This is a genomic window from Kribbella sp. VKM Ac-2569, assembly GCF_004216905.1.
GTDB lineage: Bacteria > Actinomycetota > Actinomycetes > Propionibacteriales > Kribbellaceae > Kribbella.
Map to the genome: position 1 here is coordinate 1,205,339 of NZ_SGXJ01000002.1, position 16,795 is coordinate 1,222,133.

Annotated in this window: 19 protein-coding genes and 1 pseudogene; 6 read left to right on the plus strand and 14 right to left on the minus strand. The window is 68.8% G+C overall.

Features of this window, described 5'->3' with window-relative positions; translation table 11 throughout:
* Positions 1 to 5 precede the first annotated feature (5 nt).
* From EV649_RS19010 to EV649_RS19045, 9 genes and pseudogenes are all read right to left on the minus strand, one after another.
* Positions 6 to 1,769, minus strand: a complete 1,764-nt coding sequence (locus EV649_RS19010) for an NADH-quinone oxidoreductase subunit L (protein ID WP_130384763.1) — start codon at positions 1,767 to 1,769, stop codon at positions 6 to 8.
* A complete protein-coding gene (gene nuoK / locus EV649_RS19015; RefSeq protein ID WP_130384764.1) occupies positions 1,766 to 2,074 on the minus strand; it encodes an NADH-quinone oxidoreductase subunit NuoK in 309 nt (102 codons plus the stop codon). Before nuoK ends, EV649_RS19010 begins: the two co-directional genes overlap by 4 nt.
* A 2-nt stretch (positions 2,075 to 2,076) precedes the next feature.
* Positions 2,077 to 2,607: an NADH-quinone oxidoreductase subunit J gene (locus EV649_RS19020; protein ID WP_130384765.1), complete on the minus strand. Its 531-nt coding sequence runs from the start codon at positions 2,605 to 2,607 to the stop codon at positions 2,077 to 2,079.
* A gap of 134 nt (positions 2,608 to 2,741) precedes the next feature.
* Positions 2,742 to 2,963, minus strand: a pseudogene (locus tag EV649_RS41665) (4Fe-4S binding protein); the annotation flags it as partial.
* A 183-nt stretch (positions 2,964 to 3,146) separates the two neighbouring features.
* The gene (locus EV649_RS19030; RefSeq protein ID WP_130384767.1) at positions 3,147 to 3,914 is read right to left on the minus strand and encodes a methylenetetrahydrofolate reductase; all 768 of its coding nucleotides are present in this window, start codon (positions 3,912 to 3,914) and stop codon (positions 3,147 to 3,149) included.
* A gap of 38 nt (positions 3,915 to 3,952) precedes the next feature.
* Positions 3,953 to 5,149 carry an RNA polymerase sigma factor gene (locus tag EV649_RS19035; protein WP_198682558.1) on the minus strand — a complete coding sequence of 399 codons (1,197 nt, stop codon included), beginning with the start codon at positions 5,147 to 5,149 and terminating at the stop codon, positions 3,953 to 3,955.
* Positions 5,146 to 5,487 carry a YciI family protein gene (locus EV649_RS41155; RefSeq protein ID WP_198682559.1) on the minus strand — a complete coding sequence of 114 codons (342 nt, stop codon included), beginning with the start codon at positions 5,485 to 5,487 and terminating at the stop codon, positions 5,146 to 5,148. Before EV649_RS41155 ends, EV649_RS19035 begins: the two co-directional genes overlap by 4 nt.
* Before the next feature lie 35 nt (positions 5,488 to 5,522).
* Positions 5,523 to 6,734: a HAMP domain-containing sensor histidine kinase gene (locus tag EV649_RS19040; RefSeq protein WP_198682601.1), complete on the minus strand. Its 1,212-nt coding sequence runs from the start codon at positions 6,732 to 6,734 to the stop codon at positions 5,523 to 5,525.
* A gap of 8 nt (positions 6,735 to 6,742) precedes the next feature.
* Entirely contained in the window at positions 6,743 to 7,399 is a 657-nt protein-coding gene (locus EV649_RS19045) for a response regulator transcription factor (RefSeq protein WP_130384769.1), read from the minus strand.
* A 105-nt stretch (positions 7,400 to 7,504) separates the two neighbouring features.
* On the opposite strand from EV649_RS19045, the gene EV649_RS19050 reads away from it, so the two are divergent.
* Genes EV649_RS19050 through EV649_RS19065 form a run of 4 tightly spaced genes read left to right on the plus strand, consistent with a single transcriptional unit; the run spans position 7,505 to position 10,939 of the window.
* The gene (locus EV649_RS19050) at positions 7,505 to 8,014 is read left to right on the plus strand and encodes a hypothetical protein (protein ID WP_130384770.1); all 510 of its coding nucleotides are present in this window, start codon (positions 7,505 to 7,507) and stop codon (positions 8,012 to 8,014) included.
* The gene (locus tag EV649_RS19055) at positions 8,014 to 9,066 is read left to right on the plus strand and encodes a peptidoglycan-binding protein (RefSeq protein ID WP_130384771.1); all 1,053 of its coding nucleotides are present in this window, start codon (positions 8,014 to 8,016) and stop codon (positions 9,064 to 9,066) included. The genes EV649_RS19050 and EV649_RS19055 overlap by 1 nt, the downstream gene beginning before the upstream one ends.
* Positions 9,063 to 9,728, plus strand: a complete 666-nt coding sequence (locus EV649_RS19060; RefSeq protein ID WP_130384772.1) for an ABC transporter ATP-binding protein — start codon at positions 9,063 to 9,065, stop codon at positions 9,726 to 9,728. Before EV649_RS19055 ends, EV649_RS19060 begins: the two co-directional genes overlap by 4 nt.
* Entirely contained in the window at positions 9,725 to 10,939 is a 1,215-nt protein-coding gene (locus EV649_RS19065) for an ABC transporter permease (RefSeq protein WP_198682560.1), read from the plus strand. Before EV649_RS19060 ends, EV649_RS19065 begins: the two co-directional genes overlap by 4 nt.
* Here EV649_RS19065 and EV649_RS19070 read toward each other — a convergent pair.
* Positions 10,936 to 11,883: a complex I subunit 1 family protein gene (locus EV649_RS19070; protein WP_241998345.1), complete on the minus strand. Its 948-nt coding sequence runs from the start codon at positions 11,881 to 11,883 to the stop codon at positions 10,936 to 10,938. The genes EV649_RS19065 and EV649_RS19070 overlap by 4 nt on opposite strands.
* 62 nt (positions 11,884 to 11,945) lie before the next feature.
* On the opposite strand from EV649_RS19070, the gene EV649_RS19075 reads away from it, so the two are divergent.
* A complete protein-coding gene (locus tag EV649_RS19075) occupies positions 11,946 to 13,130 on the plus strand; it encodes an NAD(P)H-binding protein (protein WP_157996262.1) in 1,185 nt (394 codons plus the stop codon).
* Positions 13,131 to 13,160: 30 nt separating this feature from the next.
* Positions 13,161 to 13,382, plus strand: a complete 222-nt coding sequence (locus EV649_RS19080) for a ribbon-helix-helix protein, CopG family (protein WP_130384774.1) — start codon at positions 13,161 to 13,163, stop codon at positions 13,380 to 13,382.
* A 297-nt stretch (positions 13,383 to 13,679) separates the two neighbouring features.
* On the opposite strand, the gene EV649_RS19085 is transcribed toward EV649_RS19080, so the two are convergent.
* The 4 genes from EV649_RS19085 to EV649_RS19100 are packed head-to-tail and all read right to left on the minus strand — an operon-like array spanning position 13,680 to position 16,732.
* Positions 13,680 to 14,612: a GNAT family N-acetyltransferase gene (locus EV649_RS19085; RefSeq protein ID WP_241998347.1), complete on the minus strand. Its 933-nt coding sequence runs from the start codon at positions 14,610 to 14,612 to the stop codon at positions 13,680 to 13,682.
* Positions 14,609 to 15,319, minus strand: a complete 711-nt coding sequence (locus tag EV649_RS19090; protein WP_130384775.1) for an NADH-quinone oxidoreductase subunit C — start codon at positions 15,317 to 15,319, stop codon at positions 14,609 to 14,611. Before EV649_RS19090 ends, EV649_RS19085 begins: the two co-directional genes overlap by 4 nt.
* On the minus strand, positions 15,316 to 15,873 hold the full coding sequence (locus tag EV649_RS19095; protein WP_130384776.1) for an NADH-quinone oxidoreductase subunit B: 558 nt from the start codon (positions 15,871 to 15,873) through the stop codon (positions 15,316 to 15,318). Before EV649_RS19095 ends, EV649_RS19090 begins: the two co-directional genes overlap by 4 nt.
* A gap of 4 nt (positions 15,874 to 15,877) precedes the next feature.
* Positions 15,878 to 16,732, minus strand: a complete 855-nt coding sequence (locus EV649_RS19100; protein WP_241998349.1) for an alpha/beta hydrolase — start codon at positions 16,730 to 16,732, stop codon at positions 15,878 to 15,880.
* Positions 16,733 to 16,795: the final 63 nt, after the last annotated feature.

Genomic DNA, 16,795 nt, shown 5'->3' on the forward strand with positions numbered 1-16,795 from the left:
CGCGTTCACGAGCCGATCACCCCCGCCAGCACAGCCAGCGCGACCACGCCGATGACGGCCGCGGTGAGATAGGTCTGCACGTTCCCGGTCTGCATCCGCCGGAAACCTTGCGACGCCAGCGTCCCCGTCCGGCCGACCGCGCGTACATAAGCCCCGATGACATCGCGATCCCCCGCCACAGTCAGCTTCGCCAGCCACCGCACGGGTACGACGACCAGACCGTGGTACGCCGGATCGGCGCCGAACTCACGCTCCAGCAGGAGCGGCCGCGGATCCGCCCCACGCCGCCACAGCGAGTACGCCGGGAGCGCACCGAGGAGCACGAGCGCGGTCGAGATCAGCCCGATCACCCAGTTGAGATGCACGCCGTCGGCGTACCCGAGCGCGATCGCGGCGACCGCAAGGAGAACGAGCGGCGCCAGCATCACCCAGGGCGCGTCGCGCAGCTTCGAGCTGTCGGGCTCGTCGAGGTCGGCCGCCGCGTCACCGTCCTCGAACGCACCGATGCCGCCGGCGAGCGCCGGCGTACGGAAGAAGGTCCACAGCCACAACCGCACGCAGTAGAACGCGGTCAACGCCGCCGTCAGGCAGACCGAGAGCAGCACGACCCAGCCGACGGCCGACCCGTCGTGCGCCTGCTCCCAGGCCGCTTCGATCACCGTGTCCTTGGAGAAGAACCCAGCGAACCCGGGTACACCGGCCAGTGCCGCGAGCCCGACCGTCATCGTCAGGAACGTGACCTGCAGCGCTTTCCGCGACTTTCCGCGGCGCGTGTACCGACGCAGGACGACGAGGGCCGCGCTGCCGACCTGGTGCAGGAGCACGCCGGCGCAGAGGAACAGCAGGCCCTTGAACGCGGCGTGCGTGACGAGGTGGAAGAGCGCCGCGTGCCGGCCGTCCGCCGTACCGAGGGACAACGCGGAGAACATGATCGCGAGCTGGCTCACCGTCGACCAGGCGAGGACCCGCTTCACCTCGATCGCCGCGGACGCGCAGAGAGCGGCGAACAGCATCGTCACGCAGGCGACGATCGCCAGCACCGTCAGCGTCGTCTCCGAGGCGGAGAACACAGTATAGAGACGGGCGATCAGGAAGACGCCGGCGGCAACCATCGTGGCCGCGTGGATCAGCGCACTGACCGGGCTCGGACCCGGCATCGCGTCCGGGAGCCAGGTCTGCAACGGGACCTGCGCCGACTTCCCGACGACACCGACCAGGAGCAGCAGGGTCCCGGTCGTCAGCACCCCGGGGGAAATCCGAGCCGGATCGATTTCGGAAATCCGGAAAGTGTGCGCCCCCAGACCGAGCACGAAGATTCCGAACAGGAATCCGACGTCGGCGAACCGCGTCATCAGGAACGCCTTCACCGCGCCGGAGCGGGCGTCGCGGCGTTCCCAGTAGTGGCCGATCAGCAGGTACGAGCAGGCGCCCATCACTTCCCAGCCGATCAGCAGGAAGAACAGGCTGTCCGAGATCACCACGGTCACCATCGCGGCGGTGAACAAGGCGACGAGAGCGTGGTACGACGCCGGGCGCTGGTGCAGGTACCCGAGTGAGTAGACCTGGACGCACGTCGCGATCACGCCGACCACCGCGAGCAGCAGGACGGTCAGGTCGTCGGTGCGGACCGCGAAGCCGATCGTGAGGTCGCCGACCTGGGAGTTCATGAACGCGTACTGGTCCGGGGTGGCGCCGTACAGGAGCGCGGCGAACAGGAGGATCAGCAGCGAGAAGCCGACGCCGGCCACCCGCCAGACGGTGGCGATCACGACGCCTCCTCCAGGTCGCGGGCCGCATCGGCGTCGACGTGGCCGTGACCGCGGAACAGCAGCAGGACGATCGCCAGGCCGAGTCCGATCTCCGCCGCGGCCAGCGTGATCACGAAGATCGCGAGCGTCTGCCCGGTGGCTTCGTCCACCCGCCACGCGTCGAACGCGACCAGGTTCAGGTTCACGGCGTTCAGCATCAGCTCGAACGACATCAGCATCGTGATCACGTTCCGGCGCGCGAGGACGCCGTACACGCCGATGCAGAACAGGACCACGGCCAGCAGCAGCGGGAGGACCAACGGCATCGTCAGTCCTCCTTCTTCCGCTGCGCCGAGTCGCTCCGTTGGGCCGAGTCGCTTCGTTGGGACAGGGCGATCGCGCCGATCAGCGCCGCCAGCAGCAGGACCGACAGGACCTCGAACGGGAGCACCCAGTTCTTGAAGATCTGAGTGCCGATCGTGGTGGCCGATCCGTCGGTCACCGGCTTGACCTTCTCGTTGCCGAAGGCAAGCACAACGCCGGTGCCGAGGATCAGCGCGAGCACCGCGGCGACGACGGCAGCGAACGGGCTGCGGCGGGTGGTGAGCTCGGGCAGCGGATTCGTCGGCGCCTTGGTGAGCATCAGCGCGAACAGGACGAGGACGACGATCGCGCCGACGTACACCAGGATCTGGACCAGCGCGACGAACTCGGCCTGCAGCGCGCCGAAGCAGCCGGCGACCGCCCCGAGCGCGAGCACCAGCCAGAGCGCGGCGTGCACGATCCGGCGGGACACCACCACGACAACGGAGGCCACCACCGCCACCACGCTTGCGACGGAGAAGAGAGCAGTGGTCACGCTTGGTCCTCGGAGGCCTCGGATGCCGCCGGACCAGGGTCGATGGGCTGCGGCGCCGGGACCGTCCACATCCAGTCGCGGAGCCGGTCCTTCTCGTGGGTCAGGTTCCGGATGTCGGTCTCGGCGTACTCGAACTCAGGCGACCAGAACAGCGCGTCGAACGGGCAGGCCTCGATGCAGATCCCGCAGTACATGCAGAGGCTGAAGTCGATCGCGAACCGGTCCAGCACGTTCCGGCTGCGTTCCCGGGCCTGCTCACCGACCGACGGCGCGGTCTCGGTGTGCGAGTCGATGTAGATGCACCAGCTCGGGCACTCGCGGGCGCACAGCATGCAGGAGGTGCAGTTCTCCTCCATCAGCGCGATCACCCCGCGGCTGCGCGGCGGCAACTCCGGCTGGACGTCCGGATACTGCTCGGTGACGGAACGACGGGCCAGGGTCCTCGCGGTGACCTTCAACCCCTCGACCAGGCCCTTGCCAGGCAGTCCCACGCTCCTCCACCTCCCGTCTCTAAGCAGGACATTAGCCGATCTGCCGCCTCACAAGTCGCGTTCGAGCAAGTCGCGTTCGAGGCGGGCCGCGACCTGGCGGTACCGGCTGACCGGTATCAGGTGAACGCCCTCGAAGGCTCCGGAGTCACGGATCTTCAGGATCTGCTCGCAGGCGTGGTCCACGCCGGCGTCCCGGTCCCGCTCCACCGCGTCGATCAGCTCGGCCGGGATCTTGAGCTGGGGCAGCTTGGCGAGGTTGTGGGCCATCTGCGCCGAGGCCAGCACCATCACCCCGGCGTACACCGGGATGTCGAGCTCGACCGACTCGCGCCAGCGGAGCAGTTCGTCGAGGTCGTAGCTGACCTGGACGTACAGGAAGTCGGCCTCGGCCTTCCACTTCGGCACCGGCCGGAGACGGGTGGCGGCCCCGACCTTGAACGGGTCACAGCCCGGGTACGTCGTCTCGCGGGTCTGCTCGATCATCCGCCGTACCGTCAACTGACTCGTGCGGGCGCCCTCCGCCGGGTCGTCCCCGTGCACGAACAGAAAACGTTCTACGCCGTACGCCGCCGCGGTCAGCAGGTCCCGCCGGAAACCGAGCAGATTCCGGTCCCGCGAGTTGAGGCACGCGATTCCGCGGGCGCCCATCAGCTGCACTTCGTTGGCCACCGCAACACTCGAAACGGTCGCCCGCCCGATGTGGTTGTCCGGGATCAGGAACCCGTCGGCGATCGGACTCATCACCCCGATCTGATGCCGCACCTTCTTCAGGTCCGGCCGCGTCGGCGGCTCCACCTCACAGATCAGCTCGAACACCCTCCGGACCCTACAGAACGTCGGCCGGCTGGGCCGGGCTATCTCATCCGTGTTCGGAGGAAGTCCTGCTCGGCCTGGTTCGGGGTTCGGTCCAGGGCGGCCTTGTAGGCGGCCCGGGCTTCGGGGGTCCGGTTCAGCCGGGTCAGCAGGTCGGCTCGGATGGCGTGGAAGAGGTAGTAGGTGTCGAGCGGAAGGGCGTCGACGAGGGCGAGAGCGGCGGCGGGGCCTTCGACTTCGGCGACGGCGACGGCTCGGTTGAGGGCAACGACCGGCGTGGGGTCCAGCGTGAGGAGGTGGTCGTAGAGCTGGAGGATCTGGCGCCAGTCGGTGTCGTCGGGGGTTGCGGCGTCGGCGTGGACGGCGTTGATGGCGGCCTGGAGCTGGTACGGGCCGGGGTGGTTGCGGCTCAGGCATCGGCGGACGAGCGCCTGGCCTTCGTCGATGAGCGCACGGTCCCACAGGTCGCGGTTCTGGTCGCGGAGTCGGACGAGCGTGCCGTCGGGCGCGACACGGGCCGGGCGTCGGGAGTGCTGGAGGAGCATCAACGCGAGCAGGCCGACGGCTTCGGGCTCATCCGGCATCAACTCAACCACCAGCCGACCTAGCCTGAGAGCCTCGGCGGCGAGTTCGTCGCGGACCAGGGTTTCGCCGGACGAGGCGGCGTACCCCTCGTTGAAAATCAGGTAGACGACGGCGAGTACGCCGCGAACGCGCTCGGGCAGATCCGCCTCGTACGGGACGCGGTACGGAATGCCCGCGGTGCGAATCTTGGCCTTGGCGCGGACCAGGCGTTGCGCCATCGTCGGCTCGGGTACGAGAAACGCGCGGGCGATCTCGGCCGTGGTGAGGCCGCCGAGCATCCGTAGGGTGAGCGCGACCCGGACGTTCAGCGCCAGCGCGGGGTGGCAGCAGGTGAAGATCAGCCGGAGACGGTCGTCCTGCACGACGCCCTCCTCCACTGGCTCGTCCTGGGCATGCAACAGCGCTGCCTCGGCCTGCTTGTCCGGCCGCGCCGATTCCCGCCTCAGACGATCGATGGCGCGATTCCGTGCGGTCGTGATGATCCACCCCGCCGGGCTCGGCGGTACGCCGTTTTCCGACCATTTCTCCACCGCCGCGGCGAACGCGTCCTGGACGGCGTCCTCGGCGATCTCCAGGTCGCCGAAGACGCGCGTCAGCACAGCGACCGCCCGCCCGTGCTCGGCCCGGAAGATCGCGGTGAGGTCAGGGGTCACGACTGCGAGGGCCTGACCTCGACCGGCAGACCGAGGACCTTGGTGAGCCGACGGGCCCAGTGCAGCGCGGCGTCGAGATCCTCGACCCTGATGACGATGAAGCCGCCGAGGTGTTCCTTGCCCTCGGTGAAGGGTCCGTCGGTGACGAGGATGTCGTCGCCGGACGCCTTCACGACGGTCGCGGTGTCCGGCGGGTGCATCCCGGCGTCGAACACCCAGACGCCGGCCCCCCGCAGCTCCGCGTTCAGGGCCTCCAGGTCGCGCATGATCGGGTCCAAAATCTCCGGCTCGGGGACCGGACCGTCGGGCTGGTAGATGCTGAGCACGTATTGGTTCATCGTTTTCCTCCTTCTCGCCCTCTACACGAACGGCTTCAGCCCGGATCGACAGGCAACACCACAGTAATTTCCAACCCGCCCCCAGCCCTCGGCATCGCGGTGACGGTCCCACCATGCGCCTCCGCCACCGATCGCACGATCGACAGTCCCAGTCCGGCCCCCTTGCCGCCGACCAGCCGCTCCGCGCCCAGGCGGTAGAACGGCTTGAACAAGCTGTCCACCTCGTACGGCGGGATCTCCGGGCCGGTGTTCGTCACGGCGACCTGCACCTGGTCGCCGACCCGCTTGCTGACCACCCGGACCCATCGCTCACCAGAGGCCAGGTTGTGGCGGATGCCGTTCTCGACCAGGTTGTGGACCAGGCGTTCGAGCAGGAGCGCATCGCCACGCGTCGGCGCGTCACCCGGTCCTCGGATCAGGTCGACGCCGGCGGTGGTCGCCTCGCTCGTGAGCTGGGCGGTCACGTGGGTCACCACGTCGGCGAGGTTCACCGGGTAGACCGTGGTCAGCTGCTTCTCCGAGTCGGCCAGGATCAACAGCCCCTCGATCAGCTGCTCGTGCCGCGTGTTGATCGTCAGCAGGCTCTCGCCCAGTTCCTTCACGTCGGAAGACGCCGTACGTCGATGCATCGCGACTTCGACCAACGCCCGTCCGAGTGTCAACGGCGTACGCAGCTCGTGGGAGGCGTTGGCGACGAAGCGGCGTTGGCCGTCGAAGGAATGGTCCAGGCGCTCGACCATCGTGTCGAAGGCGTCCGCCAGGTTCTTCACCTCGTCGTCCGGGCCCTTCAGGGCAATCCGCTCGTGCAGGGCTGACGGTGATGCGGCGATCCGGCGTGCGGTATCGGTGACCTGATGCAGCGGGGCCAGCACTCGTCCGGCGACCAACCACCCGAATCCTGCCGCCAACGCGCCGACGGCAATGAGGGCGATACTCCCCTCGGTCAGCAGCGACTTGATCGCCGCCTGCCGCACCTGCTCACGCTGCTGGGCGAGGACCTTCTCCGCATCCGTGCCGGTGAGTACGGCGCCGTCCTTGTTCATCACGTACACGTCGTTGGTCGGCGGCGGCGGCCTGTTCTGCCCAGGGCTCGGGCTCAGGTACGTCCCTTTCACGATCACCTGGTACTTCTGCCCGAGGTTCGCGGTGAACAGGGCGTAGGTGACTCCGAGCAGCACCACGCCGGCGACCATGAACAGCCCGCCGTACAGCAGCGTCAGTCGGCCGCGCAGCGACAGTTTCCTCAAGGGATTTCTCACGGGATGCGGTAGCCGACGCCGGTGACGGTCTCGACCAGCCCCGGCTCGCCCAGTTTCCGGCGCAGTTTCAGGATCGTCAGCCGGACCGCTCCGGTGAACGGGTCCACGTGCTCGTCCCATGCCTTCTCCAGCAGTTGTTCGGCCGACACGGTCGCGCCGTCGGCTCGCAGCAGCTCCACGAGTACGGCGAATTCCTTCTTCGACAACGGCACGTACCGGCCGTCGCGGAAAACCTCGTGCCGCGCCGGGTCGAGCGTGACCCCGGCGCGTCGCAGTACGGGCGGATCGGCCGGGCGACTCCGCCGGCCCAACGCCAATACCCGCGCAGCCAGCTCCGCGAACGCGAACGGTTTGGTCAAGTAGTCGTCCGCGCCCAGACCGAGCCCCTCGACCCGGTCGGTCACAGCGGCCGCCGCGGTCAGCATCAGCACCCGCGTGGCGGACCCGGAAGCCACCAGTTGGCGGCACACCTCGTCCCCGTGGACGACCGGAATGTCGCGGTCCAGCACGAGGACGTCGTACGCGTTCACCGACAGCCGTTCCAGCGCCGCGCCGCCGTCACCGGCCACGTCGACGGCATGTGAGTCGTCGCGCAGCCATTCCGCGATCGCTGCCGCCAGCAACGGCTCGTCCTCGACCACCAGTACCCGCACGCACCCCATGATCCCCGACGTTCCTGTTTCCGCCGCGTTTCCGCACTCGGAAACGGTCCGGAAACGGCCGACCGAGAAAGGTTTCCGGAAACGAGAGGAGCACCGATGCGCAACACCATCCTGGCCGTTTCCGTTCTGGTCGCCGGCCTGATCCTGACCGGCTGCGGAGCCGACGAGCCCGATGCCCAGGTCGCCTCCGGGAGTGGAGGGCAGCAGTCCACGGCGCCGAGCAGTGCGCCGGCCAGCCTCAGCCAGGACGAGATGGCGGTCAAGTTCACCCAGTGCCTGCGGGAGAACGGCCTGAACGTCCCGGACCCGGAGCCGGGCAAGGGGCCGATGCTGAGGTTCGACAAGAACTCCGGGGTCACCAAGGAGCAGGTCGACAAGGCGATGGAGGCCTGCCAGGAGTACAACCCGCAGGCCCAGGGCAGCGCCAACCCGCAGCAGGCGGAAAACGGCAGAAAGTACGCCGAGTGCATGCGGAAAAACGGGGTCGAGAAGTTTCCGGACCCGAAGCCGGACCAGCGCGGCATCATGATCGGGCCGGGCGTCGCGGACGACCCCGACTTCAAGAAAGCGCAGGACGCCTGCCAGAGCATTCTGGCGGCACGCTGATGCGAAAGGCACTGACGGCTGTCGTCGTCCTGGCCGCCGGGGGCGCCGCAAGCGCGTTCCTGGTGAGCCGGGGCGACACCAGCCAGGCAACGAACCCGGCCGCGCAGGCCACGCCGATCAACACGACCAAGGTCACGCAGCAGACCTTGAAGGACACCGAGACCGAGGACGGGCGACTCGGATTCGGTACGTCGTCCTCCGCGGTCAACCGGGTCGCCGGCACGGTCACCGCCGTGCCGGACAGCGGGCAGGAACTGCGCCGCGGAAACACCGTGTACAGCATCGACAACAAGCCGACCACGTTGCTGTACGGCGCACTCCCGGCGTACCGCAGGCTCGCGATCGGGACCGAAGGCACCGATGTCCTGCAACTCGAGCAGAACCTGAAGGCGATGGGCTACACCGGGTTCACCGTGGACGACGAGTACACCGACGCGACCGCTGCTGCGGTCGAGGAGTGGCAGGAGGATCTCGGTCTGGAAGAGACAGGCGTTGTCGAGCTCGGCAGCGTCCTGTTCGCGCCCGGTCATCTGCGGGTGGACAGCGTGCAGGCCGAGGAAGGTTCACCGCTCGGCCCGAACCAGCCCGTACTCAGCTACACCGGCACCACCCGGGCCGTCACCGTCCAGCTCGACGCGGCGGACCAGCGGCTGGCCACGCTCAACGCGGCGGTCACCGTCGCACTCCCGGACGGAAAGTCGGTGCCCGGAAAGATCCAGAAAGTTTCCACGGTGATCATTCCGGCGGAAAGCCCGGACAAGGATCCGGAAACCAAGGTCGAGGTGATCGTTGCCATCGCCAACCAGCAGGCGGTGGCCGCGTGGTCGTCCGCGGCCGTCGACGTCACCTTCACGGCCTCGGAACGCAAGAACGTGCTGACAGTTCCGGTTGCGGCCCTGGTCGCGCTCCGGGAGGGCGGCTTCGGCGTCGAGGTCACGGACGGTACGACGTCGCGGTACGTGCCGGTGAAGACCGGGCTGTTCGCGAGCGGCCAGGTCGAGATCAGCGGCACCGGCATCACGGCCGGTACCACGGTGGGGATCCCGAAGTGATCGAGCTGACCGAGGTGACCAAGGTGTACCCGGGCGGAGTGAACGCGCTCGCCGGTGTCAGCCTGCGGATCGACCCTGGCGAACTGGTCGCGATCGTCGGCCCGTCGGGCTCCGGCAAGTCCACGATGCTGAACGTCCTCGGCACCCTCGACCGCCCGACCTCCGGCACGGTCCGGATCGACCGGTACGACGTGGCACGGCTGTCCGACGCGGGACTGTCGGCGTTGCGCGCGACCCGGATCGGGTTCGTCTTCCAGCAGTTCCATCTCGCAGCCGGCGTACGCGCCGTCGACAACGTCGCCGACGGGCTGCTCTACTCCGGCCTCCGTCTGTCGGTACGCCGGAAGCGTGCGGCGGCTGCCCTGGAACGGGTCGGTCTCGCGCACCGCCTCGATCACGAGCCGCACGAGTTGTCCGGCGGCGAGCGGCAACGCGTAGCTGTTGCACGGGCAGTCGCCGGCGAACCCGCCGTACTGCTGGCCGACGAGCCGACCGGGGCGCTGGATTCCGCGTCGGGCGCTGGCGTGATGCAACTGCTACGAGACCTGCACGCCGCCGGCACGACGGTCGTGGTGATCACCCACGACCGCGACATCGCCAGCTCGCTCCCCCGCCAGGTGCGCATGCGCGACGGCTTCATCGTCGAGGAGGTGCGCTCATGAGCGGAATGCGGCGGAGCGGCGAACTCAAACCCGCGGCGCTGAAGGTCCGGGATGTTGTCCGCGTAGGGGCGGTGGGGTTGCGGACTCGGCCGATGCGGGCGTTCCTGTCCGCGCTGGGGATCGCGATCGGGATCGCCGCGATGGTCGCGGTGGTCGGCATCTCGTCGTCCTCGCGGGCCGAACTCGACGGCCAACTCGATGCCCTGGGCACCAACCTGCTGACCGTCACCCCCGGCACCCGCCTGACCGGCGAACAGGCCCAGCTCCCGCTCGCCGCCGAATCCATGGTCCGCCGGATCCCACCGGTACGTGCCGAGTCCGCCATCGGGAAGGTCGACGACGCATCGGTCTACCGGACCAACAAGATCCCGGACGTCCAGACCAACGGCATCATCGCGTACGCCGCCCGCACCAACCTGCTCGACACCATCGGCGCGACCATCCGCAGCGGCAAGTGGATCGACGCCGCGACAGGCAGCTACCCGGCGACTGTCCTCGGCGCGAGCGCAGCCGAGCGGCTGGGGATCACCAAGGCCGGCCCGGATACGCAAGTGCTGATCGGCAACCAGTGGTTCACCGTGCTCGGCATCCTCGAACCGGCCGCACTCGCACCCGAGCTGGACAGCGCCGCACTCATGGGCTGGCCCGCGGCGAGCGATCTCTCCTTCGACGGGCACCCGACCACGATCTACACCCGCTCGGACGACACCCAGGTTCCGGCAGTCCGATCGGTCCTCGGGGCAACGGCCAACCCGGAAGCGCCGAACGAGGTCGAGGTGTCGCGACCGTCCGACGCACTTGCAGCGAAGCAAGCCGCCGGTCAGGCCTTCACCGGACTCCTGCTCGGCCTGGGCGCAGTCGCGCTGCTGGTCGGCGGCGTCGGGGTCGCGAACATCATGGTGATCTCGGTGCTCGAACGCCGCGCCGAGATCGGTCTGCGCCGATCCCTCGGGGCGACCCGCGGCCAGATCCGCACCCAGTTCCTGACCGAGTCGCTGCTGCTGTCCGCGCTCGGCGGGATCGGCGGGGCACTCCTAGGATCCGCGGTCACCGCCGGCTATGCGTCGTACCAGAACTGGTTGACCGTTATCCCGGTCTGGGCACTGGCCGGCGGGGTCGCGGCGACGCTGGTGATCGGAGGACTCGCCGGTCTCTACCCTGCGGTCCGGGCCTCCCGACTCTCACCGACCGAGGCACTCGCAACGCCTTAGAAGACGACGACGCCGATGCCGGTGAGCGCGAGCTGGAGCAGCGCCACCGGCACCAGGCCCTGCCAGGCCAGCTTCTGCAGCTGGTCGGCACGCATCCGCGGGAACGAGACCCGCACCCAGATCACCACGACCGACACGAACGCGACCTTCAGAACAGTCCAGATCCAGCCGATCGACTCCGGCCCCGGCCCGCTCCAGCCACCGAGGAACAGGACCGTGGTGAGGCCCGCGAGTACGACGATCCCGGCGTACTCGGCGAGCAGGAACATCGCGAACCGGAGCCCGGTGTACTCGGTGTACGGGCCGAAGATCACCTCGGAGTCCGCGACCGGCATGTCGAACGGCGGCCGCTGCAGCTCGGCCAGGCCGGCGATGAAGAACACCACCAGACCGGGGAGCTGCCAGAGCAACCACCACGGGTTCCACGCGTGCGCGATGCCGGTCAGACTGAGCGACCCGGCCGCGACCGCGACACTCGCCGCGGACAGTACGAACGGCAGCTCGTAGCTCATCAGCTGCGCCGCGACCCGGAGTCCGCCGAGCAGGCTGTACTTGTTCCCGCTGCCCCACCCGGCCATCAGTGAGCCGAGGACACCGATGCTCATCACCGCGAGCACGAAGAACAGACCCGAGTCCAGATCGGCGCCGACGACGCCCGGCGCCAGCGGGATCGCGGCCAGCGCGGCCATGTACGGCAGGATCGCGACGATCGGGGCCCACTCGAACACCCGCTTGTCAGCGGCGGCCGGGACCACGCTCTCCTTCTGGATGAACTTCACCCCGTCCGCGACCAGCTGCGCCCAGCCGTGGAACCCGCCGGCGTACATCGGGCCGAGCCGTGACTGCATGTGCGCCATCACCTTGTGCTCGGCCTGACCGACCAGCAGGGGCGCCACCAGGAAGGCGACCAGAACGCCGACCACCCGCACCACGAACTCCAGCATGAACGGCAGCCTAGTGGGTTTGACTTGACCTCAACCAACGTTCAGGTCCAAGGCTGTGTCTCATGACCACAATTCTTGTCACCGGAGCCACCGGCCGCGTCGGCCGCCACGTCGTCGAGGGACTGCGCGCCGCGGGCGTGACCGTCCGAGCCCTCGTCCGTACGCCGGACCTCGCCGGCTTCCCGCCTGACGTCGAGCTGATCAAGGGCGATCTCTACGACTCCAACGCCGTACGCCGGGCCGCGGCCGACGTCGACGCCGCGTTCCTGCTCTGGCCGTCGTTCAGCGCCGACGGAGCCGCCGACGTGGTGGCCGAACTGCCGCGGCGGGTCGTCTACCTGTCCTCGTTGAGCGCGCCAGGCGGCGGGGTGTGGGCCGACATGGAAGAGCTTCTTCGGGAGAAGGATTGGACGTTCGTACGCCCGGGCGGGTTTGCGGTGAACGCGCAGGGCTGGGCGGGCGAGTTTCGCACTGGAGACGTCGTTCGGGTCGCGTCCCCCGAGGCCGGCCGGTCGTTGATCCACGAACGGGACATCGCCGCGGTCGCCGTACTCGCGCTCCTGAACGACCAGCACATCGGGCAGGTCTACAACCTCACCGGACCCGAGGTGCTGACCCAGGCCGAGCAGATCCGGACCATCGCGCGGGCGATCGGCAAGGAGATGCGCGTCGAGGCGCTGACCGACGCGGAGGCGCGGCAGGCGATGCTCGACCTCGGCGCCGACCCGATCCTCGCCGAGAGTTCGGTCGCCTACTGGGCCTCGCTCGTCGACAACCCCGAGCCGGTCACCACCACCGTCACCGAACTCACCGGCCGCCCCGCACTCACCTTCGCCGAGTGGGCGGACGAACACGCCGACGAGTTCCGCGTCCTGTCCGCGGCGGAGGTCGCCCGGCGGTACGTCGACGCGCTGTCCACCGGCCGCCTCGACCGGGCACTAGCCCTCTCGGCCCCCGAGGTCGTGCGCGTCGCACCCCTCGAGACCGGTGGCGAGGAGATCGAAGTCAAAGGCGCCGACGCCATCCTCGAGAACGCCCGCCGCCTGAACGCCGACATCGAGTACCTCGGCGTCGACATCGTCGGCCCACTACTCCTCGACGACCACTTCGCCGTCCGCTTCACCTTCGACCAACTGAACGTCCGCACCGGCACCCGCTCCCAAACCACCAAACTCTCCCTCTACACAGCCAAGGACGGCCGAGTCACCCGCGAGGAAGTCTTCTACTACACGCCACCACACTCCTGAGATCATCAGCTATCGACTAGGAGGTGATGTATGGCCGACGTTCTCATTCACGATGTCCCTGACGAGGTGCTCGCGGTGATCGACCGCCGAGCCGTCGGCCTAGGATTGTCCAGGAGCGAGTATCTGCGCCGGCTGCTCAGCCAGGAGGCCGGGCGCTCAGAGGTACCCGTGACCGTTGCCGATCTGCAGCGACTCTCGTACCTCGCGCGCGATCTGGATGACCCTGACGTCATGAACCAGGCCTGGTCATGACGCCCACGGCTGTGAACCGGCGCTAGAGTCCCGCGCTGGAGATTCATGCCATAGGTCCCGAGTCGGCTGGACGCCCGCCTCTGGACCCGGCCCCGAACCGGTTTGGGGAGGCCTACCCGCCCGAATCGAGCAGTTGCGCTCCCCGGTCGGAGGCAAGAGCCTCCCCAAACTGGTTCGGGGAGGCTTGTGGAGCGCGAGGTCCGGTCTGAGCGGGCTGGCGCGGAGTGCCGCGATCGCACCGGGCCCGACTTACGACGCGAACTTGCGACTCAGGACACTAGCTGATCGACGACTTGCTCAGGCCTGACCGAGGGGAAGTTGGAGCCAGCCGCCGATGTCTTGGCGGCCGGATTTCAGGGCGGCGGTTCGGGCGCCGTGGTTGGCTTCGTGGATGGTGCCGATGAGGATGCGGGTGGGGTCGGGGAGGGACTGGGCCAGGAGGGCGCTGAGGTGGGGGCCGTAGCCGTGGCCTCGGTGTTGTGGGGCCAGGACCAGTTCGCGGACGACGTACGCGGGGAGGCCTAGGGCGTCGTACGGCTTGATGATGGCGGCCGCGTAGCCGGCCCATTCGTCGTTCACCGTGACGTCGAAGAGGAGGCCTTCGTCCGCTGCCTCCTGGAGGTCCTCGCGGTCCTGGATGGTTGCTTCCTCAGGGTGGTGTGGGTGGTCGGCGTCGACCGCGGCGTACGCGCGGCGGGCCTCGTCGTAGTGGTCGACGGTCTTCGCCGGGCGGAGCGCCAGGCCGGGCGGTACGTCGTACGCGCGGAGCTCACGGATCGGGGCGGCGAGGAAGCGGCGGTCGGGGGCGGTGCCGGGAATGCCTGCGTCGGCGGTCCACAGGCGGACGTACAGCGGGTGGTGGATGCCGTAGTGCTCTTGCGCGGCTGCGGCTAGGGCGGGTAGGTCGGACGGTTGCGGTGAGCGGCTCATCGGGGTTGCGTCGACGAACGGCCTGGCGGGGTTCAGGTTTTCGAAGCGCATGCTGAACATCGCATGCAGGTCGTTGCCCACGGCAATCCAGCGGTTGAGCATCGCCTCGGGCGGTTTTCCTGGTGCCAGTCGTTCGGTGCGCTGGACGGCGATCTCCAGGTCCTCGGCCAGCAGGATGTCCAGGGCCGCATGCTCCTCGGCGAGCGTTGCCAGCCGTCGCGCGTCGTCCACCCAGGTCCGCGTGATCGGATGCTGCCGCTCCAGGGTGTACCGCGCCAACTCGTCCGCAGAAGGAATCACGACGACTCAGTCGGTGGTTCGGTTGGCGTGGATTGGCGGCGGGTTCGGCGTTCTCCTCCGGCGCCCGCGCGGCGGGGGCGGGCGGGGGTGGCGGCAGCTTCGGCCGGGGCCAGGGGGTCGGGGTCGGGAGAGCCAGGTGGGCGGGGGCCCCAGGTTTCTGGGTCTGGTACGCCGGGCGGGAGGGTACGGCGGCGGCTCGGGGCACCCGACGGGGCGTGGTCTGACTCGCCTGGCTCCTTCGCGCCCGGCCACGGCTTCGCGACCCGCGACGCGAGCACGAACTCCTTCCGCAGCGGATGCCCCTCGAACTCGTCCGGCAGCAGCAACGTCGTCAGATTCGGATGCCCTTCGAAGGCGATCCCGAACATCTCGTGCGTCTCCCGCTCATGCCAGTTCGCCCCGGCGTACAGCTCCGACAGCGTCGCCAGTACGGCGTTGTCGCGCGGCACCAACGTCCGCACGAGCAGGTGGTCGACGTGCGATCCGCCCCAGAAGTCCGCGAGATGCGACACCACCCGGAACCCGTCCTTGAGCTCGTCGGACGCGCTCAGGAAGTCGAAGAACGTGAGACCGACCGCGTCCCGCAGTACCTCGTGCGCCGCGACCCACGACTCCGGCGGTACGTCGAGCGCGGTCGGCCCGAAGCTGTCCGTCGACGTTGCGGCGATCCCGGCACTCGTCAGCGCCTCGAGCGCGTCGGTGCTCAAGGCTGCACCAGCCCCCGGGTGAGAGCGGCCGCGGACGGCTCGTCGTACCGGCTTGCCAGTGTTTCTCCGGCGATCTTCTCCTGCAGCTTGAGGATGCCCTGCAGCAACGCCTCCGGCCGCGGCGGGCAACCGGGCACGTACACGTCGACGGGGATGATCTGGTCGACGCCCTTCGTCACGCAGTACGAGTCCCAGTACGGGCCGCCGGAGTTCGAGCAGGAGCCGAACGAGATCACGTACTTCGGCTCCGGCATCTGGTCGTACAGCCGCTTGATCGCCGGCGCCATCTTGTCGGTCACGGTGCCCGACACCACCATCAGGTCGGCCTGCCGCGGTCCGGGCGCGAACGGGATCACGCCGAGCCGGATGAAGTCGTGCCGGCCCATCGACGCCGCGATGAACTCGATCGCGCAACACGCGAGCCCGAAGTTGAACACCCAGAGCGAGTACTTCCGGCCCCAGTTCAGCAGGTATCGGACCGGCTGCGGCGCGAGCCTCGCCAACGCACCCACCGCCGGCCGCACGGTCGGCATCCCCAGCTCGATCTCGGCCATGTGGTCAGCCTAGTCCGACAATCTCCTCTGCGAGGATCTCCGGGTACTCGAGTGGCGCGTAGTGACCGGCGCCGTCGACGTACCGCACCCTGACGTCGCTGAAGAAGTCGTCCACCCGGTCGGACCAGGCCCGCGGGAACAGCGGGTCGAACTCCGGCCACAGCACCACGGTCGGTACGGCGATCCGGTCGTACGACGGTGGCGCCGTCTCGGCCGCCGACGTCGCGACCGAACCGGCTCCCGCCCGGTACCACTGGATCGACGCCGTGAACGCGCCCGGCGCCGAGTAGACCTCGACCAGGTGATCCAGCTCCGGTTCGAACTCCGGCCCGGACCAGTGCGTCCAGAAGTGCCGCAGGTACGAACGGACCGCGTCCGGGTTGCCGTCGATCAACTCCTCGATCACCGGCAGCCGGTGGAACGCCTGGTACCAGAACTCCGCCTGCGCCTGCTCGGAGAACACCCGCTTCCCGATCCCCGGCAACGGCGGCGCGATCACGAGCCCCTCGATCAGGTCCGGACGCGTCCGCGCGATCCCCTGCGCGATCCGGCTCCCGACGTCGTACCCGGCGAGCACGGGTCGCTCCAGACCGAGCTCCTCGATCAGACCCACCACGCTCCGCCCCTGCGCGGCCACGCCGTACTGCGCGGGATCCATGGACTGACTGTCCGACTCGCCGAACCCGCGCAGATCCGGAACCACAGCCTCGACTCCGCGCTCGGCCAGCATCGGCGCCAGCAACCGGTAGTCGGTGCGATCACCCGGCCAGCCGTGCAGCAACACCACCGACGGGCCCTCGCCGATCCGGTCGTACGCCAGCTGGAACCCGTCCACCGCGTCACTCAGCATGAGGTTCATTGTTGACCACCTCACCGGCCAGGCCTACCGTGTTGAACAGGACTGAACAGGTTCTTTGAGGAG